This is a genomic window from Halalkalicoccus tibetensis (assembly GCF_037996645.1).
In the GTDB taxonomy this organism is placed as follows: domain Archaea; phylum Halobacteriota; class Halobacteria; order Halobacteriales; family Halalkalicoccaceae; genus Halalkalicoccus; species Halalkalicoccus tibetensis.
On sequence record NZ_JBBMXV010000006.1, the window covers coordinates 129,327 to 148,257 of the forward strand.

The following is an 18,931-nucleotide window of genomic DNA, read 5'->3' on the forward strand; positions in this document are numbered from 1 at the left end:
TGATGTGATTTTTGCCCGATATCATAGATAGATGGCCTAAGAGTGTTTGGCAAAGGCATCGACTATTTCAGGAAGACTCCCTATATTATTTTCAGATAAATGGGAGACATCGATCTCTATCCTTTCTACTTGTTCATTGTCCCAGTCCATTGTTTGAAGGAGATAACGCGCTTCTTCTTCGAATGAGATTACCCCCAGCTCGCTATGAAAGTCTGCTACGAACGTGAGCAACCGATATTTTCTATTTGGTTTTAGTTCGCGTAGATCGGCATGCCATCCACCAGGAATCACTTCATCTAACCAACTCTCTTTCATTGTATCTCTTTGTCGATAAGTGAAGCCATTCGTGTCGATGAATTCTAAAGCGCTCTGATCCCATTCACACGTTTCATCACTGTGGTTTTCGACTACAACCCCTATCAGTAACCCACTGTAAGTCATATCTTGATTATACATGTTCAGTGTCATGTCGATGTATTCTATTCCAATTAGCTGAAGAGATAGGAACTGACCCCGATCCATTAATTCGCCAGGCATGAATAGACACTCATATTCAGGTCATATAATCATTTCCTATACGTAACACTTTGGAGGAACTGAGAGCGGACCTAAATTGCCTTTAAAAAGCGTCGCAGCTCGTTTCAATTCCGGACTTCCTTCGTACTTTTGGCAGCTACAGAGTCCGGATACGCATCCAGTCTACTATACCTCGATGCGGCGAGCACTGTCGGACTTAGCGATCTGGGAGCCAGCAGACGATCTTGCAGAGACGTACCTTCAGTTTCGCGCGCTGAACGAACGAATGCGGGATATCCTTACTGAGTATACCGGCGAGGATATCCACCTCTGGGATATTGAGCATGCTTTTTACTACTGGCAACACCGCGAAGAGGCGGAGGTAGAGGCGACTACGGAGTCGGAGCCAGCTAGTCAACCAGAGCCTGAGACGGTAGCTGTAGCCGAACCAGCCGAGACACTGCCGAGTAGTTACATCCCGCCGATCGTCTCGATCCTCCCCGACTTGGCGAGACGGACAGACCAGATGATAGCTCTGGCAGAGCAAAACGGGAAGACCGTTGAGTCACTATTCGAGAATCGGCTTGCAGTGTGTTTCCGCATTCTTGGCTACAAGGTCGAAGATTTAGGGCAAGGGAGTGGGCGCAACCCAGATGGAATCTTCACTTACCGAGGGAACGACAGCAGTTATGCGGTTATCTACGATGCTAAATCGAGTCCTGAGCCCTATCGATTACGGACAGGGGACGAACGGCAGTTTGAAGACTACATCAATCAGCATATTGGGGAGCTCCAACGGCGAGGCTTCGACAACATCTATTTCGCCGTTATTTCGGGATCGTTCGTTGATGAGGCTCGTGAAGCAATTCGTGGGCTGAAGATCCGGATGCCGATTCGTGAGGTCCGACTGCTTGAGGCGATGGCTGTTATTGAACTGCTTGAGAACTCGCTTCGGGATCCGGAATTTCGACTTGGACCCGGTGGATATCAGGGCGTTGGGTTGCAAGACTTCTTTGTTGAGAGTGGGGTTCTTACTGAGGCCGATGTTCGGGAAGAGCTTGGGTTGTAAGGGTACTGTCGTGGTTACTCAATGATTGCATCGAGCTAGAATACGTTCCGAAGTGGGTTGGGGCCGATTACTCTGAGAATTGCTCAAGCATTTCTTTATTGAGCTTTACTCCAACAGTGAAAAATTTGGGGCGAATAAATTGGTAGGTTCGAGCTGTAATACCGGGGTTGACACTCATCTGAATATAGGCCTCACGTTCGCTGAATCCGTGATTAGTTACCAGCTCGTTCATCATCGCGATAAAGCAGTTATCGAGAGCAGCCCAGGGATTACCAGCGTTCTGGGAAGAATCGACGTGGATGATATGATCATCGTCTTCAATTCGGAAAATTCCGGGTACTTCCTCATCGACTACTTCAACGCTCAGTACGATCTCTGACCAGGTTTCAACAGCAATGCCGGTATATTCGGAATCACTTTGCGAAGCATGTACATCACCAGCGAAGAGTAAGCCCCCGTCATTGTACGAGTTGAGATAGACCGTACTTCCTTGAGAAAGATCGCGAACATCCATATTCCCTCCCCAGGGGCCCTGTGTCGTGAGAGGTTCTTGGACGGTACGTCCGGGCGCTGTCACTATTGTTCCGCTATGAGGATTGAGTTCCCACTCCCAGTCGTGGTTATTAATCTCGAACCGAGCAGTGCCATCAGCAGTCGTTCCGCTTGGTCCCGGTTCAAGTTCGATCTCATGAGCGCGATTTACCTTACAATCGTCCCATCCTTCTTTCCCGGGCAGATTCCCCAAATTCTCGAGTGTCGTCGTGAACCCTCGTTGTGGTCGGATCTCTTCGACATGGACTGCAATTGTATCACCGTTTTCGACACCGTTGACGTACACGGGTCCGCTGACGGGGTTAGCGTCGAATCCCGGTGGAGGCGAATTCATGACCGGAATGTCTTCGGTAGTAAAGTCGCCGAGTCCGTGGTCGAAAAGCTGTCCCTTGAATGGGTCCCATGTCTCGATCTTGAAACTCTCCCCTGGATCAACAGTGATGACCGGTTCCATGTCTCGACCGAACTCGAAGACACCCGATTCTTCTCGTGTGATGGTTTTCATACTTCTGTAGAAGAACGCTCGGCTCCTGTGTAAATAATTGTGTGGTATGAAAGGATGACGAGGAAAAGCCATTGAACTTCGCCCGTCCGGTTTAATGACTGTAGCCGAGATGCACTAGAGATGGCTGCCGAATTGTGCTACTCTTCTGGGAGCTTATTCCATTAGTGGACCAAATTCCTCTGGCGGCTGGCGATGCTGCGTTCCCTGTTCGTAGGCATACGCAACCTCAAACAGCGTCGGTTCATCGAACGGCCGACAGAGGAATTCCATACCAACAGGCACGCCTCCTTCTGAAAATCCGCCCGGAACCGTAATTGAGGAAAACCCTGTTCCGGAACTGAGAAAGCCATTCCGCCCCAGCTGATCGTCGCCGATCTCGGCAACAAGCTGCTTCTGATGCGGGAAGAAAAACACGTCAAGCTCATCTGCGGCCATGATATCATACAACCGTTCTACGAATTGGGCACGGCGGTAGAGCCGTTCGAAGTACTCTGGTTTGTCCGTCGGTGACTCAATTTCCAGCGCCGCCTGTAACCCGGACTCAAGCGATTCGTGATATTCGCCAGCCTCAACGAAGTCTTCGAACGTTTCGATTGGGGCTCCTGATCCAAGACTATCGAGATACTCGTTGAACTGCTCTTGTTGCTCGAAGCTCCCCACATGGAACGAGTCGATCAGTTCATCTACATCGATCTCTGCATCAACTTCGATCATCTTCGCGCCTAACGCTTTGAGATCGGCAACAGCCTCCTCAGCGACTTTAACAACCGGCTCGGATTCAGGACCACTGCTGAAGACGGTTCGAAGAATACCGATCCGGGCACCGTCCAAGCCATTCGGATTGAGATAATCCATATAGCTATCGGGAATATGTTCGACTCCCTTCGCAGTTGACGGATCTTCTGGATCATACCCAGCGATAACGTCGAGCATTCTTGCAGCATCAGTAACCGATTGAGTGATCGGTCCAACCATGTCCTGGGTGAGCGCTACTAGAATTGTTCCTTCCCGGCTCACCAGTCCTATACTTGGCCGCAATCCGACTAGATTGCAGGCTGAGGCAGGTGACCGGACCGAGCTCACGGTATCGGTCCCGAATCCGATCGGCGCCATATTTGTTGCCAGTGCCGCACCGGTTCCACCGCTTGATCCACCAGGTGTGCGGTCCAAGTCGTATGGATTCCGTGCTTGGCCACCTAATGAACTAACACTGGTCCCGCCACCGGCGAGTTCATGCAGATTTGCCTTCGCGAGAATGATTGCTCCGGCGTCGCGCATTTGCTTGACAACGAACGCATCCTCGGGTGCCATTGACTCTTCGAGCGTCACGGCGCCGCCCGTTGTCGGCATGTCCTTGGTATTTTGATTATCCTTCAGAATCGTAGGAATACCGTGCAGGGGACCGGCGAGCTTGCCGTCTTTGAGTTCTTCATCTAGTTCATCGGCGCGGTCAAGCGCATTCGAATTAACGGTCACGATCGCGTTCAGCTCATCGCTATACGCTTCAACCCGCTCTAAATCGACTCAAATCTCTTGAGGAGCAGAATTTACTTCGCTCGAAAAAAGTGGGTGGCCGAAGTACAGTATGGTGGTGGCCAGGGTATACAGAGACAAAGCCCTGAATAGTATAAATCGTGATTTGGTTAAGACAATTAGATGAGCCTTGTGGAGAGTAGAATACCTAGCTTGGAAAAGAGAAGAAATCCTCATAGTTTAGAGATGGATATTCACGCGGCAGCCCCGCCATAGAAAGCTTCGGCCTGCGCCACGATTGGATCAACTAGTTCCTCATGCTTGTAGAGACTTAGACCATTACTTCTCAGTACACCCTTTACCTCCGTCTTGATTTCGGCCCTAATTTTCTCCCGACTCGTCCAATCAAGCTCGACACTGTCTTTCAGATTCTGCTTGAGCTCCCGAGCGATAGCTTTCAACGTCTCTTCGTCGATTTCCGTGTCGGTATTAGACGAAATAGCATCGTAGAACGCGAGTTCCTCATCGCTCAAATCGAGTTCATCTTGCCGATCATCCGTTTCTTGAATCTGTTCAGCATAATCCCTTAGCTCGTCTATCATCTGTTGAGTAGAAAGGAAACCCTCGTTATAATCATTGATCGTCTTCTGAAGCCCTTCCTCGAACGACTCGTACTTCGCCAAGTTACCCTTCTTCCTAGTGTTAATCTCGTTCTCAAGCAACTGTCGAAGCATCTTCACCTGCAGATTCTCAAACTCGACTTTCTCCACGTCCTGGAGGAACTCATCACTGAGCACCGGCTTCTCTTTCTCCCACTTGTCGAAACCGGTCACCTCTATCATATCTTCGATGCCAACACCCTCAGCTACTAACTCCTTCATCGCAGAATCCACGTCCTCCAACTCATCCGGATTCCCAGATTCCTCAATACTGTTTATCGCCCCGAGAACTGCTTCAAAGAAGGCGACATCCGCACGAATATCGCTTGCCGCAGAATGTGGCGTGACCAGCGCATGAGCTTTCTTCAACTCCTTCATTGAATCCCGGAATTGATCCTCGCGTTCCTCAGTAACCAATACCTCATTTTGCGCCTTGTAGAGCAACCGCTTTCGCTCTAATCGGTCAAGCTGTGGCCAGTCATCATAATCCACTGCTCCAAAGAAATTAGCTACCTTCTGATGCTTCTCCTTCATCACTTTCACAGCCTTCTCAATATCTAGCATCGCATCACTTCGAATATCTGAAGTGTACTTATCCAAGGCCTGCTTCAGCCGCTTACTGATACCGATATAGTCTACAATCAGTCCACCTGGCTTGTCTTTGTAAACACGATTAACCCTGCCGATTGCCTGAAGTAAATTATGATTCTTCATCGGCTTATCTAGATAGAGTGTATGCAAATGGGGTGCATCAAAGCCAGTTAACCACTTATCGCAGACGACAGCGATTTTGAATAGATCGTCTTCGTCTTTGAAACGGCGTTTCAACACCTCGTTTGAGATGGGGTCATCAATGAAATCCTCCGCGCCAGAGATCACCACGCGTGTCTCAGGAGCATTTGGGTTACTCCTGATTTTCTGGCTCAGGTTTACTGCGGCTTGGCGGCTAATTGCGACCACCATTCCCTTACCTTCTATTTCTCGATTGCTGAAGTGCTCAACGACATCATCAGCAATCATCTCGGTTCGTTCTTCACTATTTTCGATAACGCGGCGAAGCTGAGTCCACTTCCGCTTCATCTCTTCCTTTAAGTTATCTGACTTCGACTCCATCAACTCGTTAAACCGGTTCTCAATCTCTGGATTATTGATCTGGAGCTTAGCCAATCGACTCTCGTAGTAAATTGGAACAGTGGACTCATCCTTCTCAGATTCCTTAATCGTGTACTGACTGATGTAGCCGCCGAACGTGTTCGTAGTGGATCGGTCCTCCTTTTCTATCGGGGTAGCAGTAAATCCGAGGTGAGAAGCGTTCGGTAGACCATCACGGACGTTTGTAGCTAAGCTCTTGTACTGTGTGCGGTGAGCCTCGTCAGCCACTACAATCACATTCTTGCGGTCGTTGACCTCCGGATATTGAATTTCATCATCCGTAGTCTGGAATTTTTGGATCGTCGCAAAGATAATACCGCCAGCTTCTCGATCCAGCCTGTCCCGAAGTTCAATCCGGTTGTCGCTGTCTGCCCACTCTGCCTCTAAACCGTGGCTTTTGAACTCCCTGTATAGTTGGTCGTCAAGATCGTTCCGGTCAGTTAAAAAGACAAGCGTCGGGTTCTTCATCGAGTGTTCCTGGCGAATCTTCTTAGCGTAGAAAACCATCGATAGCGATTTCCCGGACCCCTGAGTATGCCAGACAAGCCCTATACGATCTTCATCCGGATTTGGGACGACTTCTCTACTGCTCTCAACAGCGTTGTTTACCGCGTAGAACTGGTGGTAGGCTGCAAGCTTCTTCCCGAGCTTTCCGTCTTCATCAGCGTATAGTATGAAATTCTGAATAAGATCTAACAGTCTTTCTTTATCGAAAGCGCCACGGATCAATACCTCTGAAGGTGGTAGCTCGTTGGTAGCGTCTTTCTCCTCGTCGATGTACCGCCAAGGTGAGAACCACTCCCAACCTGCACTGAGACATCCGAGCTGGGCATTGTTCATGTCCATGATGCCGATAAGCTCGTTGTAGTGGAACAAGTCCGGAATATCGTTCACGTAACGATCTGTGACCTGCTTATACGCATTACTCATTGACGCCTGAGGATTCGTCGGGTCCTTCATCTCCAAGACGCCGATAGGAAGACCGTTGACGAACATGATGACGTCGGGCTTCCGCTGTGGACCCTCCGCAATTTGAATGATGACCTGATTAGAGACGAGAAAATCATTCGTCTCCGGCTCATCAAAGTTGAAGACGTCGACGAAGTTCCCTCTAGGTTCCCCATCTACCTCATACTCAACTTGGATGCCGCTAACCAGCTTCTCGTGGAAATTCTTATTATTCTTGAGTAGAACAGGTGAATTGAAACCGAGAAGCTGAGAAATCGCATCCTCAATAGCTTCATCTGGCAGAGATGGGTTGAACTCGCAGAGCTTCTGTTCAAGACGGCCACGCAGCACCACATCAGAAAGTGAGGCGCGCTCTGGGTCGTCACTATTCGGCCCAAGCTCAGAACCAGGCTTGTAGTCATATCCGATGTCTTGGAAAACCTGTAGGGCCGGTTTCTCCGCCAACTCCATCTCATTCATAGACATATATTATATTACCTCAATTTCGATCCTCCATCTTGAAATTACTTATATTAGTATTTCTAGACATAAATTCTTCCAAGAGTAGGTTCCGAGATTTCTGTAGTCTATTAGACTCATAAATGTTGTTTATTATTAAATCTATGTATGGGCGAATCTCCTCGCTGAATTCCTGAACTTTATTTATCGGCGGTACTGGAATCGTGTAATCGCACATATCATCCCATCCTACTCTGGGCATACGGGTTCCTGTTGACACTCTATCACAATAATCAATAAACTGCGAGTTTGTTAGCTGGCAAAGTAGGAATTCTCGCCAAAATTCGCCCTCCCCAGGTTCAATGACTTGTATGTCAGTAGAACATACTCCATCGGTTGGTGCAACACCGACTTTGCAGAAGTAGGGTCTTAGGCGACCAAAGAGAATTTGACCTTCCTTGAATTCATATTTAGTGCTTTTACTTTCTTTAGCATATCCCCATTCATCTAGGCTAATTGAACCTTTCGACATATGTTTGAGGCTTAAATAAGGCATCAATTCAGGTTTTTCAGTTGGGTCTACTCTTTCAATAATTTTATTCATGAAATCTCCTAATTTCCCAGACTCCCATTCTTTTGGAAGTTGTGATTCATCAATATCATCCTGACCCGTATTTGGATTGAACTTATCAAAGTTGTGATTGAATCTCGTCTGGATAATATTCTGTGAAATTTTATTTATTTTCCTGTTTATCTGTATTTTTTCATCAAAATCTTTTAACGAATCTCCGATCTTTTTCTGAGTCTCCAAGCTCGGTAACTCAGGTAGTTTAAAAGATCGGAGATCTTCCAGATTAAGATGGTCAACCGTAGATCCAGTGCTTAAAGAATGAAGCCTATTTTGTATATTATCGCTCAATAATAGATATCGAAGATATTGTTCGTCGACCTCTTTAGAATCAGCTCTTATTAGAACAGTCCGTTGTCCTAAACATACTTTCTTTCCGTTTGGTACCAATCCGACGCGTCCGACTGGAGCTTCTCTTGTAAGAATAATGTCGCCAGGTTTTGGCGTTAGCCTATTGGTCCAATCTTGGTAAATATCCTCTTCAACACGTGCTATATTCTGAAAATCAATACGCCCATCCTCCAAATCTGAAGTTTTGATAAGCGGGTAACCTTCCTCACTTTCAGGGGCAGACTTGTGTTCAGAGTCAACGATATGAGTAGCTACTTTTCTTAGCTCTAAATGAAGAGTTGAATCTTCATCCGCTTCATCTAAAGCCTGAGATTCTGAATTCAAAATCCCACCTCTCGTAGTGTGTCATCAATTTTTTCTTGTAATCTGCTAGAATCAGCAAATTTTTTGCGTAATTCAGCAGATAATGTTTCCATTTGCTTTTCGAACTCTTCACTATTATCCTCAGATTTCGTCCCTACATACCTCCCAGGAGTGACAATGTATCGGTTAGTGGAGATCTCGTCAATATCTACCACTTTACAAAAACCAGCCACATCTTCATATTCGTCAACCCCATCCTTCCCGTGGTAGGATTTTACAGCTTTGGAAATTTTTTGGATATGGTCGTCACTAAGCTTATTCTGGGTTCTACCTACGGTTTCATAGAGATTTGTCGCGTCAATAAAAAGAACCTTTTTTCCTCGATCCCGATGTTGGTCGTTTTCTTTCCCCTTACTGAGAATAAAGATACATGCAGGAATGCTGGTTGTATAGAATAATTCTTTCGGGAGAGCAATTACGGCATCAAGCAGATCGTCTTCAATAATCCCTTCTCGAATCTTTCCTTCGCTGTTCTGGGCGGACATAGCTCCGTTTGCCATGACTGTAGCTGCCATCCCGGTGTTGTTGAGATGGTGTATCATATGCTGGATGAAAGCATAGTTGGCGTTATTGGATGGCGGCATTCCATATTTAAAGCGAGGATCATCATCTGCGACTGAATCTCTACCCCACTCGCTCATATTGAATGGAGGATTTGTGATGACGTAGTCCGCTTCGAGACCTTTGTGCTGGTCGTTGAGAATGCTGTCTCCCTGTTTGATATTCCCATCTAGGCCTCGAAGATAAAGGTTCATCTTGGAGATCTGGAGAGTGCTTTCCTTCACTTCTTGGCCATAAATGGAGATTTTGTCAGTATCGCCGCCGTGGCTCTCGATGAATTTCTGACTCTGGACGAACATTCCTCCGGAACCGCTGAAAGGGTCGAATATCCGGCCCTCATACGGTTCTAAGATTTCGACCATTAGCTCAACGACGCTTTTCGGTGTGTAGAATTCTCCCCCTTTTTGGCCGCCTTCCATCGCGAACTGCTTGATGAAATATTCGTAGATGCGACCGAAGATGTCCTCGTCTTGATCGCCATTCTCTGCTTCCATATTGACGTCTGCGAAGAGATTGATCAGACCTTCTAGTGCATTAGAAGAGTTGCTGGAAAGCGAAGAACGGGAGTAGCCTTTCGGTAAAATTCCTTTGAGACGCGGATTTTCGTCTTCAATTGACCGCATTGCGTCATCAATCTTTTTCCCGATCTGTGGGTCTGTGGCGTTATCGACGAAGTATTGCCAGCGGGTTCCCTCTGGTAGATAGAATACGTTTTCTCGTTTGTATTCGTCCTCGTCCGTTAGTATGTATTTGCGTTCTTTCTCGTCTTCAGTGTAGTAGTGGGAATCCTCGTCGTGTGTCTTCTCTTCAAGTTCCTGTCTGCGGGCTTCGAAGGAGTCGGACATACTCTTGAGGAACAGTAGGCCGAGTGCGAAGTCCTTGTATTCGGAGGGATCGACTGGTCCTCGAAGCTTTTCGGCGGTTTGCCAGAGTTTCTTTTCAAGTTCCCCATTAGAATTTTCCGCAATAGCCATAGGTAGAATGTCAATCAGACTCTGATAAGAGTTGTGGTCTATTAGCAACCTTTTAACTCCGCGCTACAAATTTGGAATATGCCTGTTTGATAGATGGTATAGGCTGGTCTCATCGTAGGACCCTGAAAATTCGTGTCTACGAACTCACCGAGATGGCCCTCTAACTTGGACACAAGAGTCTCCAAGCCATTTTTCGTCCAAGCGATCTACTTTACATCGTACTGGTATTATCATTCAATGTTCAGGCTGCTACTAACACGTCATCTGTGGCTGGCGAATATAAGTTCTCGTTCTCTTCTTGGAAACTCGTGGGGGCCATTACAAGATTTAACTGAGGGTATTAATACAATCTGAGACAGAGAGACTGTAAGATGGTAGAGGTCGTCAATGTTGTCGCTTCGGGATCTCTGGGTGTAGAACTGGACCTTGAAGCTATTGCTGGCGACTTAGACAGCATCGTGGACTATGATCCGGACAAATACCCTGGGGCGTATTTTCGGTTCGGGGACTCCGCTCCACTAATCACTCTCTATCGTACTGGTAAATACATCATTACTGGCGCGAGTTCAGAGAAGGAGGCTCGCACCGTCCGTGAGGAATTCCTGAACATCCTTAGTGGTCGCAAGATTCTGCCGTCAGCTGAGGATGACTGGTTCCAATTGCAGAACTATGTGTGTATGTCCGAGGTTGGTGAGAATCTCAATCTGTCTGCTCTTGCAATCGGGTTGGGTTTAGAAGTTACAGAATACGAACCAGAGCAATTCCCAGGGTTAGTATATCGACCGGCTGAGCACGACTGTGTATTACTTGTATTCGGTTCAGGAAAGGTCATTATAACAGGGGCCACAAGTATCCAAGATACGGAAGAAGCATTTAATACATTTCAAAAACGTATAGTGGATCTATTTCCGTAGGTCATCTAATTCAATTGTGTCTACTAATTATACGCTGTCGTCCGATTTTATCTCCTTGGTGACAATCAAATCTCGATTTTGATAGTCCTAGACAATACCTAAGTACTTCATCAACGCTCGCACTAATATGAACGAAATTGAGTCCCTCGAAGAGGCGATCAGCCTTCTGGAAGACCAGTATAGCGAAGAGCAGGTCGTTGTTGAGCCCACACTGAGGGCGAAGCAGGCCGTCTATCCTGATATTGCTGTATTCCAAGATTCCAATCACACAAAACCATTTCTGCTCGTAGAATGGAGTAGTCTCCGTACAAGCCACCGGGCAGAACAAGATCTGAGTGATATCTCAGAGGCTGTTGCAGGAACCGAGGCACCATATGGTGCTCTTCTCTCTCCTGGAGTTCAATTCATTTTCTCCGGAACTAGTCCTGGCTACCAATCCTACGCTCATTTTCCAGATATCGATAAAAAGGAACCAGCTGATAAACGAGCTGTTCAATCCTCAGCAGAGCTTGACTTCTTGATTGACCGCTGTCTGGGAGCACAGGAAGCGGTTCGTCCCAATCACGCGCGGAACGATCAAGCTGCTGACGAATTTCTAGAGTCACTACATCTGTTACTTGAACTTCGGAATACAGACGGAGCGAGTCCAAAAGGGATTGAGCAATCTACGATTTCCACTCTCTACTCCCAGATTGATGATCGATACCAATGGTACCAGCGTGGTGAGGAACTTGATAATCAATTTCTGATTGCTGCCGCAGGAATATTTAATGGATTCTCACTGGACGAAACAGACAACGACATTCTGATGTCTCTCTTTGAAATTTCTGATGATGATCGTCGTGGCGGAGAATACGCTACTCCACTAGAGGTCGCCAGACAGATGGTTCGGCTATCTGGGCCGAGTTCGGACGACCTCGTCCTCGATCCAGCAGCGGGGCGGGGGACGGTTCTTTCATTGGTTGCTAAAGAGGGTGCTAGTGGAGTTGGCGTAGAAATTAATCCTGCTATATTGCGTATTGCGACGTTCTACGTCGACCTTCTCAAGCACGATATTGAATTCACAGTAGGTAATTTCTTCAAGATGAGGAAAGACCTCAGGTCCTTTGGAGATCTACTTTTAATATCTGCTCGCTTTTCCACTTTAGTTTCTTGGAGTCGAACCTTCCCGTGATAGTGGCTATAACAGCTCTCCAGGGTGGCAATACAAGACTGATAACAAAAATGGGATCCGATTGAAAGATTTTTAGTATGAATAGCCTTCTAATCAGATCCTGCAAGCTAACTATCCAATTCTCTGTATTCTTCGAACTCTCTTCTTTTGGGATCCGCAGTACCTGATTACCTATATCAATCCACTGAGTACGCGCCCGTCTAACCTCAATCGGACGAAGGCCAGTATCCAAACTTACAGCTACCAGTGACGGTATCTTCCATCCGTTCGCACGATCCCAATCAGCAGGCGTTACATCCCTCTTTGGCTTTCCGTACCGCTGGGAGAGATATGTCCGCCACTGATCTCGCTCATCCGGACTCAAATCACTATAACTCGGAATCGACCCATACTCAAGTGCAGCCTCTCGGAGTTTGCTCCGCTCTTTTTCCGTGAAGTAATCTCGTGGCTGGCTCGCACTATCTGTCGTCGAAAATGTTAGATGGGGCTTCCAAGAATCAAGCCCATGCTCATGTTCGCGCCACTTGAATAGCATTTCACCGCCTTCTGATGATTAGATTTGTCCACGTTGCTTGTGTCTCGATAGGCAAGATATTCCATATAGGCATCCGCATGGTCGTGAGTGATGTCTGCAGTATAGTGCCCTTCTTCAGTCCAGACCCAGCGATAGAACATATCCATTCGATTCCCTCGTGACTTGACGGTCTCAAACGCATATCCATTAGCTTGGTCTGGGTCTTTTCCAAACGTTAGCAGCCATTTCAAACAGTTAGCACGTTGAGATTGGTAGTCAATAAGCTGCCGTTCATTTAGATAGTCCTCCGAAAGTCCAGTAGCTATCGTGACCCCGTCCAGTATACTCATCCGAGATCACCTGCAGATTCAGGTGGTCTGCACGTAGTGTCTGTAGATGTAGTAATAGTCGGAAACCAAGTCGAAACAACTCGAGAGAATTCAGCTATTTCGGGTTGAATTTCCTGCGGGCTTAGCGCTGTTGTAGTCTGTTGTTTGAGCCCGTCAGTGATGGATAGGGAGTCGTAATTTAATCCGGCGAATCGGTATGCCGGGCAACATGAGGAAAACGCATGACTGCGTGGCGATACACTGGTTTGAGTTTCGTGTTTGCCCTGTGGTGGCATTGTTGTTTCTCCGTTACCACAGCTCGTAATCACAAGAGCGCGGAAGAATGGGATGCTCCGTCAGGGATTCGAACCCTGGTCATTGCCGTGAGAGGGCAATAAAACTCAGACATGGCATTAATGTTCTATCTGTATGTTTGGTCCACACTCTGTTATTGACCTTCCTTTAACCTCTCTGGATCATCTATAAGCTGATATAATCCACTCTTGTGGATTTTTTCAACATGACCTGCAGCAACAAGGACGTTAAGACGATTATGAATAGTTTGGTTTGATAGGTTTGTCCAATCTGTAAGTGCAGCGGGTGTGCAACGGCCTTTTCGAAGCTCTCTCAAAATTTCTCTATCACTCTGCTGAAGGTCCTCTGAATTCATTTCTAGTGCTCATACTCATGGCCTTCTGCATAGTGATAACGGATCTATGTTTGACATCTACCACTGGCCCATACTGATAGGATTGGCTAATAGTAAATACTAAGGAGTTGCTTACTCTTGTCTAAGTAGGAAGCGCGGTATCGTCAATTGAGAGAATTGGCCCGGTGTAGGAGCACCGGACCGCGCTTCTGGAGGTCCCAGAAGCAATGAGCACTAGCAACTCAGCCGCAGAAAACAGTATCGCCTCCGAACAGACCAACCGAATCACCGGTCCCCACCGCGAACCGCCGACGGTCGCAAACGCCACCACCTACTGGCGCTGCGAAGCCTGCGACCGCGAATCCATCCGCGAGCAGGACCTTCACCGCGAGGCCTTCCACGCCAACGACTGTGAGGTGGCCGAGCGATGCTGACCGAAATCCCCACCAACAGTACCCAACTGTTCGCCGGCGCGCGACTCTCGAAGACTAACCCCGACTGCACGGCCTGCAACCGAACCCTGCGCGAAGGCGAACAGGTCACGATCTACGCCGCGCGCCAAGAGGACGCCCCCACATTCACGATCGAACGCTGCTACTGTCGGGAGTGCGCCCCTGAGGAACTCACGAACCCAACGCTGGGCCTGAGCGAACACCTCCTCCAAACACGCCTCACCCGAACGCTCGACGTTCGCACTCAAAGTGAGTTCCAGACACTCGGCGAGATCCAGACGCTCGATGTAAGCGCCCCGAGCCAGGGCAGTGCCGAAGCCCACGACGAACCCCCGACGGCACTCCTTCGAGACACCCACACGCAGAACCCCGCAAGCGCGGTCTATCACATCGACGACGGCGAGGGCCAGCCGCTGTGTAACTGCGAGACGAACGCCCAGTATACGCCGGTCCCGCTGGCGGAAGCCGAGGCGAGTACGGCCCGCCAGTGCGAGAACTGCCAGATCGCCCGCCAGGGCGAACAGGCCACCAAACCCTGTCCTCACTGTAACGTGCCGGTTGGGATGAGCGCCTGGCCCCAACACGTCCGGGCGTGTACGGGTGATCCAACCGACGCCGCCGACGAAACCGATCCCAACGGCGATCCTGCGATCACCCAGACCCCGCAGGCCACGAGCCCGACCACACGCACGGGCGTTCGCACACAGCTCCACCAGCACCAGGAGTAACCCGCACCAGCAATGGGCGGGCTCTCGCACAACGCCAGCGCTGCACGCCTATCGAGAGCCCTGCCTGTAGCACCCCGAATCTCGAGTGGAGGGACGCCACTGAGCCACGCGTTCAGATCGCTCGCCAGCCACGGGACGGGCCCGATCGTCCTACTTGCGACACACCACGTTTCCGATGAGTGAATCCACACCCACGACCACGAGTACCGAGAGTACCGCCACCGACCAGCCCGCGACTGAGACCGCAGAGCCAACCCTTGAGTCGGTCTGTGAACAGCTCGAGGCGCTCACCGATCGCGTTGCAGAACTCGAGGCCCAAATCGAACGAAAAGACGAGCGCATCGAAGAGCTGGAAGCAGAGCTTACCGAGTACAAGCGCTTTGCGGGCTCGGAGTTCGCCAACGTTCGCGGGCGGATCACCGACGTCGAAGACCAGACCGAAGAGCTCGAAACCATGCTTCAGGAGACGCCCATAGAGACCACCAACGTTGACGCCGAAGAGAACGACTCTCAGACCACGACCACGGAGACACCCTTAGAGCGGATCTGTACGCTCCCCGAGCACGTCGCCGATCGCGAGCTCACAACGAACCAGAAGCGAGCGCGCTTCATCGCTCGGGACGTGAAAGACTACGCCGAGAAGGCGCCTGCTGGGCTCGTGCTCGATAGCCAGACGATTGCGAAGGTCATCACCGCCGCCGAAGGGTCGAAGCCTCACACGCAAACTGTGGCCCGAGTCATGGACTTCCTCGAGAAGCTCGGGAAGGACGACGTTGAGCAGACGAAACGTCGCGGGAAGAAGCTCGTTGTGGTTGACGAAGATGTGGCCAACCGATATCACGATCGTTGTGATCGGGCAAACGAACAACCGCCCGCAGGAGGCGTGATGTCCTAACAACGGGACAATACGAAGGCGTATAGCTCACGACAACCACCCCGGGTAAGCCGTCCCGTCTTAGTTACAACTCCGAGCAGCCTCTTCCTGATTGAGTAGTAGTAGAGGGAGTAGAAACGGTTTCGTCGGTTCTGCCTTCGGAAGTATATCACACCACGGTGTGATCAATCAGGTTGCATCGACAAAAGCGTCGAAGGCCCCGCTCTGGAGTGGACATGACAGTACGTTCCGAGCATCTCGTACTCATAGAGTCCCTCGTGACTGTCTCGGAGTGCTTGGATCCAGAGAATAGAACACCTCATTTCCGGAAATTCGTATCATCAGACTCCAGCATGGATATCGAAACGTCCGTCACAATCCGTTTTCCGTACGCCGTATCGTCGCCCCCTTCGGGTACTGTTCTGCGCGATACATCGTCAATTCGCTCGTTTTCGTATGTTACGACCGTTTGCTCATCGTTTGCGGGCGCTGAGCGAGATGCTCTTCACGGCAGTTTTCGATTGCATTCTCGATACGGGATCCTCGTTGATCCCTGGATTCACCTCTCTCTCTGGGGATCGAGGCTATAGCCGTTGAGTCTTGTATCATCGTCGATCCAGAGCGAGAGTTATACCAAGCACATATAGGCCGGTGTCGCTCTCGTTTCGATGGGAAGGGGTGAGTCCACAATGCTCATGGCAAGCACATCAGATGGACTCACCCAAGCTAGGGGTCTACACACCTCATGTATGCTATCGCTAATGGGCAATACACGATAACATACGGACTCATGGCTAACCAGCAACGCGTCCAAATCACCGGCATGGAACAGCACTATATAGAGTCCAGGTTCTTGACCGACTCACTGGCTCTGTAGATCGTACATGAAATGTCTATCAATGCGGTCGCAGTGGCAGGCTCTCTTTTTAACTGGAATCAGGCTATCTAGCCCTGTGGAGAATACTCACAATGGCAGATCCACTTAGCGATACAACCGTCGCGATCTTTCTCGCACAGAGAGGTACTGAAGAGGTTGAGTTCACCGAACCAAAGGAAGCCGTCGAGAACGCCGGAGCCGATGTTGAGGTTCTCGGTACGGAAACCGGCGAGGTACAAACCGTCAATAACGATCTCGAACCGGGCGATTCCTACGAGATAGAGAAGACCTTCTCGGAGATTTCCGCGGACGACTATGACGCGTTGATCGTTCCGGGCGGCGCGGTTGGAGCTGATACTCTTCGGGTGGACGAAGATGCAGTGGACTTAGTTGGTGAGTTTGCTGAAGCGCAAATGCCACTGGGGATAATCTGTCATGGACCGTGGGTACTAGTCGAGGCGGACGCGGTCGAGGGCCGGACCGTAACCTCCTACCCCAGCCTGCAGACCGACATTCGGAATGCAGGCGGCGAGTGGGTCGACGAAGAGGTCGTCGTTGACGAAGGACTGGTAACCAGTCGCAATCCCGATGACTTGCCTGCCTTCTGCGATAAGATTATCGAGGAATTCGAAGAAGGGCAGCATTAGCGAGTTTGGCAGCCGAGTAGCGGTATCGCCATTTCAGGATGTCATATCCGACGAGATCGACGATCGTCCACCTTTCCAGATGTACCGTCACCAGTCTTCGTTTTGACGCTACCTATACATCTGGCTAGCCCTTGAAATCCTCCCCTACTGTTTAGATGGTAGATGCTGTAGCGCAGACGATGCCCGAAATACAATCCGTTGAGACCGAGGACGACTATATCCACGTGCGCTTTCGCGATCCCGATCAGTATGAGACGATCCGAACGCCTGATTGGGCGAAAGAGCCCGCCGAATCCGTTTCAGAGGGCGCCGAGGTGCGGACCGGTCAGAAGGAAGGCAGTGATGACTGGGAGGTTCAAAGCGTCCTGATCAAGAAGACCGTTGGCGAGGATAAAGCAAAACAGCAAGCAACAGAGATCGTCGAAAAGATCCAGTCATAACAGAATGGATGGAAAGAGCCGCACTCGCACTCGACTGCGGTCGTGATACCGTGACTCTCGGAACTGTTATCCGTGTTACGAGTCTATGTTTGTTTGCAATGGCAAACGGAAAAGTTGATTTTTTCAACGACACTGGCGGCTACGGATTTATTTCCACTGAGGATGCGGATGATGACGTTTTCTTCCACATGGAGGACGTTGGCGGTCCGGACCTCGAAGAAGGCACAGACATCGAATTCGACATCGAACAGGCCCCCAAGGGCCCCCGAGCGACCAACGTCGTTCGCGCCTAATACGGCGCAGTAGCCCGCCATCAACTGGCGGCACTACCATACAGCAGACCTTTTATTGATATCACAGACCGTGGCTAGTGCTCTCTATAGTGTCTCTCACGAGCAGGAAAGAGCAACCCACTTAGCGATGTAGTAATCCCTGTATTCGATTTCGAACATCGTCAGCGGATTCATACGATTCGTTGTTGACCGGAGCAAGTACTTCTTCAACGGGTTTTGCCCCATCCTGTGTTTCGACCTCACGGCCGCCGTGGGCTCTGATGAGCTCGTCGGTGGTTATCGGATAGGTGTGGATTTCAAGTGCTTCATCTAACTCGCCGAGCTGTTCGGTGGACTCGTCGTTTATCGGCTCGGGTTCATCGCCGCGGTCACGTGCCTCCTGCAGTTCCCGTTCTCGCTGGCGTCGTTCTTCGTCATCCGCTTGCTTGTCTCTCGAGTTTTTATTGTCTGCCATCCGTTGACATGGATGCGCGAGCGGGATAACCTTGTGGTCGTTCATCGGTCTGTTCCTCGTAAATTCATGGGTCTGTCAGATCAGTCAGAATAGTCTCTACTCGGTGAAAACTGCCTTTCGATGTGGAGACTGCACACAGAATCGTTTCTGTCGGTATCCCGCATGACGGTCCAGGTTTCGGTATAGGTACCGGTAGTCTCTGTCTTCGTCTCGACGATAGTTGCTGCTAATTCGGTCAAACGCTCAAGTTTAGCTTCACAATCCTTACTGGTAAGACCGAGGTGGATCGGGATATATTCCGGTGAGGAGCGTGGCATTTTCTTAAAGAACAGTCGAGGTCCTTGCTCAGACGGGTCTATAGCCGTAGCGGGCGCCT

19 protein-coding genes are annotated in these 18,931 nt (G+C 49.5%); 9 read left to right on the top strand and 10 right to left on the bottom strand.

Going from position 1 to position 18,931, the window contains the following annotated elements:
- Positions 1–36 precede the first annotated feature (36 nt).
- Positions 37–537: a hypothetical protein gene (locus WOA58_RS17090; protein WP_340605498.1), complete on the bottom strand. Its 501-nt coding sequence runs from the start codon at positions 535–537 to the stop codon at positions 37–39.
- Between the two features lie 175 nt (positions 538–712).
- On the opposite strand from WOA58_RS17090, the gene WOA58_RS17095 reads away from it, so the two are divergent.
- Complete coding sequence (locus WOA58_RS17095) at positions 713–1,585, top strand: hypothetical protein (protein ID WP_340605499.1); 873 nt, start codon at positions 713–715, stop codon at positions 1,583–1,585.
- 67 nt (positions 1,586–1,652) lie between these two features.
- Here the strand turns inward: WOA58_RS17095 and WOA58_RS17100 are convergent, their stop codons facing one another.
- The 5 genes from WOA58_RS17100 to WOA58_RS17120 form a co-directional block, all read right to left on the bottom strand.
- Positions 1,653–2,714: an acetamidase/formamidase family protein gene (locus tag WOA58_RS17100; RefSeq protein WP_340605500.1), complete on the bottom strand. Its 1,062-nt coding sequence runs from the start codon at positions 2,712–2,714 to the stop codon at positions 1,653–1,655.
- 81 nt (positions 2,715–2,795) lie between these two features.
- Complete coding sequence (locus tag WOA58_RS17105) at positions 2,796–4,118, bottom strand: amidase family protein (protein ID WP_340605501.1); 1,323 nt, start codon at positions 4,116–4,118, stop codon at positions 2,796–2,798.
- A gap of 251 nt (positions 4,119–4,369) precedes the next feature.
- A complete protein-coding gene (locus tag WOA58_RS17110) occupies positions 4,370–7,354 on the bottom strand; it encodes a type I restriction endonuclease subunit R (RefSeq protein WP_340605502.1) in 2,985 nt (994 codons plus the stop codon).
- 19 nt (positions 7,355–7,373) lie between these two features.
- Positions 7,374–8,636, bottom strand: coding sequence for a restriction endonuclease subunit S (locus WOA58_RS17115; protein WP_340605503.1), 1,263 nt, complete (start codon positions 8,634–8,636; stop codon positions 7,374–7,376).
- Entirely contained in the window at positions 8,633–10,210 is a 1,578-nt protein-coding gene (locus tag WOA58_RS17120) for a type I restriction-modification system subunit M (RefSeq protein WP_340605504.1), read from the bottom strand. The genes WOA58_RS17115 and WOA58_RS17120 overlap by 4 nt, the downstream gene beginning before the upstream one ends.
- Positions 10,211–10,581: 371 nt before the next feature.
- Between WOA58_RS17120 and WOA58_RS17125 the strand changes: the two genes are divergently transcribed.
- Positions 10,582–11,124, top strand: coding sequence for a TATA-box-binding protein (locus WOA58_RS17125; protein WP_340605505.1), 543 nt, complete (start codon positions 10,582–10,584; stop codon positions 11,122–11,124).
- A gap of 127 nt (positions 11,125–11,251) precedes the next feature.
- Positions 11,252–12,298, top strand: a complete 1,047-nt coding sequence (locus WOA58_RS17130) for an N-6 DNA methylase (protein ID WP_340605506.1) — start codon at positions 11,252–11,254, stop codon at positions 12,296–12,298.
- Between the two features lie 477 nt (positions 12,299–12,775).
- On the opposite strand, the gene WOA58_RS17135 is transcribed toward WOA58_RS17130, so the two are convergent.
- Both WOA58_RS17135 and WOA58_RS17140 read right to left on the bottom strand, forming a co-directional pair.
- Entirely contained in the window at positions 12,776–13,162 is a 387-nt protein-coding gene (locus WOA58_RS17135) for a hypothetical protein (protein ID WP_340605507.1), read from the bottom strand.
- A gap of 427 nt (positions 13,163–13,589) precedes the next feature.
- Complete coding sequence (locus WOA58_RS17140) at positions 13,590–13,811, bottom strand: winged helix-turn-helix domain-containing protein (protein ID WP_340605508.1); 222 nt, start codon at positions 13,809–13,811, stop codon at positions 13,590–13,592.
- Positions 13,812–14,017: 206 nt separating this feature from the next.
- Here WOA58_RS17140 and WOA58_RS17145 point away from each other — a divergent pair, with 206 nt between their 5' ends.
- The 6 genes from WOA58_RS17145 to WOA58_RS17170 all read left to right on the top strand — a co-directional run bounded on the left by WOA58_RS17145 (position 14,018) and on the right by WOA58_RS17170 (position 18,101).
- Complete coding sequence (locus tag WOA58_RS17145; RefSeq protein WP_340605509.1) at positions 14,018–14,224, top strand: hypothetical protein; 207 nt, start codon at positions 14,018–14,020, stop codon at positions 14,222–14,224.
- Positions 14,218–14,970, top strand: a complete 753-nt coding sequence (locus WOA58_RS17150) for a hypothetical protein (protein WP_340605510.1) — start codon at positions 14,218–14,220, stop codon at positions 14,968–14,970. The genes WOA58_RS17145 and WOA58_RS17150 overlap by 7 nt, the downstream gene beginning before the upstream one ends.
- 175 nt (positions 14,971–15,145) lie before the next feature.
- Positions 15,146–15,865, top strand: coding sequence for a hypothetical protein (locus tag WOA58_RS17155; protein WP_340605511.1), 720 nt, complete (start codon positions 15,146–15,148; stop codon positions 15,863–15,865).
- A gap of 948 nt (positions 15,866–16,813) precedes the next feature.
- Complete coding sequence (locus WOA58_RS17160) at positions 16,814–17,368, top strand: type 1 glutamine amidotransferase domain-containing protein (RefSeq protein WP_340605512.1); 555 nt, start codon at positions 16,814–16,816, stop codon at positions 17,366–17,368.
- Between the two features lie 179 nt (positions 17,369–17,547).
- Positions 17,548–17,808, top strand: a complete 261-nt coding sequence (locus WOA58_RS17165) for a hypothetical protein (RefSeq protein WP_340605513.1) — start codon at positions 17,548–17,550, stop codon at positions 17,806–17,808.
- 98 nt (positions 17,809–17,906) lie between these two features.
- Positions 17,907–18,101, top strand: coding sequence for a cold-shock protein (locus WOA58_RS17170; protein WP_122090876.1), 195 nt, complete (start codon positions 17,907–17,909; stop codon positions 18,099–18,101).
- A gap of 121 nt (positions 18,102–18,222) precedes the next feature.
- On the opposite strand, the gene WOA58_RS17175 is transcribed toward WOA58_RS17170, so the two are convergent.
- Together WOA58_RS17175 and WOA58_RS19130 are read right to left on the bottom strand one after the other, a co-directional pair.
- On the bottom strand, positions 18,223–18,555 hold the full coding sequence (locus WOA58_RS17175; RefSeq protein WP_390220982.1) for a DUF5789 family protein: 333 nt from the start codon (positions 18,553–18,555) through the stop codon (positions 18,223–18,225).
- Positions 18,556–18,635: 80 nt separating this feature from the next.
- The gene (locus WOA58_RS19130) at positions 18,636–18,872 is read right to left on the bottom strand and encodes a hypothetical protein (protein WP_390220976.1); all 237 of its coding nucleotides are present in this window, start codon (positions 18,870–18,872) and stop codon (positions 18,636–18,638) included.
- Positions 18,873–18,931 lie beyond the last annotated feature (59 nt).

Bases quoted from the DNA above. Each gene is read 5' to 3' on its own strand.
- WOA58_RS17120 (WP_340605504.1), bottom strand. From the start codon at position 10,210: ATGGCTATTGCGGAAAATTCTAATGGGGAACTTGAAAAGAAACTCTGG.
- WOA58_RS17095 (WP_340605499.1), top strand. From the start codon at position 713: ATGCGGCGAGCACTGTCGGACTTAGCGATCTGGGAGCCAGCAGACGAT.
- WOA58_RS17110 (WP_340605502.1), bottom strand. From the start codon at position 7,354: ATGAATGAGATGGAGTTGGCGGAGAAACCGGCCCTACAGGTTTTCCAA.
- WOA58_RS19130 (WP_390220976.1), bottom strand. From the start codon at position 18,872: ATGCCACGCTCCTCACCGGAATATATCCCGATCCACCTCGGTCTTACC.
- WOA58_RS17165 (WP_340605513.1), top strand. From the start codon at position 17,548: ATGCCCGAAATACAATCCGTTGAGACCGAGGACGACTATATCCACGTG.
- WOA58_RS17135 (WP_340605507.1), bottom strand. From the start codon at position 13,162: ATGAGTATACTGGACGGGGTCACGATAGCTACTGGACTTTCGGAGGAC.
- WOA58_RS17170 (WP_122090876.1), top strand. From the start codon at position 17,907: ATGGCAAACGGAAAAGTTGATTTTTTCAACGACACTGGCGGCTACGGA.
- WOA58_RS17175 (WP_390220982.1), bottom strand. From the start codon at position 18,555: ATGGCAGACAATAAAAACTCGAGAGACAAGCAAGCGGATGACGAAGAA.
- WOA58_RS17155 (WP_340605511.1), top strand. From the start codon at position 15,146: ATGAGTGAATCCACACCCACGACCACGAGTACCGAGAGTACCGCCACC.
- WOA58_RS17090 (WP_340605498.1), bottom strand. From the start codon at position 537: ATGCCTGGCGAATTAATGGATCGGGGTCAGTTCCTATCTCTTCAGCTA.
- WOA58_RS17160 (WP_340605512.1), top strand. From the start codon at position 16,814: ATGGCAGATCCACTTAGCGATACAACCGTCGCGATCTTTCTCGCACAG.
- WOA58_RS17100 (WP_340605500.1), bottom strand. From the start codon at position 2,714: ATGGCTTTTCCTCGTCATCCTTTCATACCACACAATTATTTACACAGG.
- WOA58_RS17130 (WP_340605506.1), top strand. From the start codon at position 11,252: ATGAACGAAATTGAGTCCCTCGAAGAGGCGATCAGCCTTCTGGAAGAC.
- WOA58_RS17150 (WP_340605510.1), top strand. From the start codon at position 14,218: ATGCTGACCGAAATCCCCACCAACAGTACCCAACTGTTCGCCGGCGCG.
- WOA58_RS17140 (WP_340605508.1), bottom strand. From the start codon at position 13,811: ATGAATTCAGAGGACCTTCAGCAGAGTGATAGAGAAATTTTGAGAGAG.
- WOA58_RS17125 (WP_340605505.1), top strand. From the start codon at position 10,582: ATGGTAGAGGTCGTCAATGTTGTCGCTTCGGGATCTCTGGGTGTAGAA.
- WOA58_RS17145 (WP_340605509.1), top strand. From the start codon at position 14,018: ATGAGCACTAGCAACTCAGCCGCAGAAAACAGTATCGCCTCCGAACAG.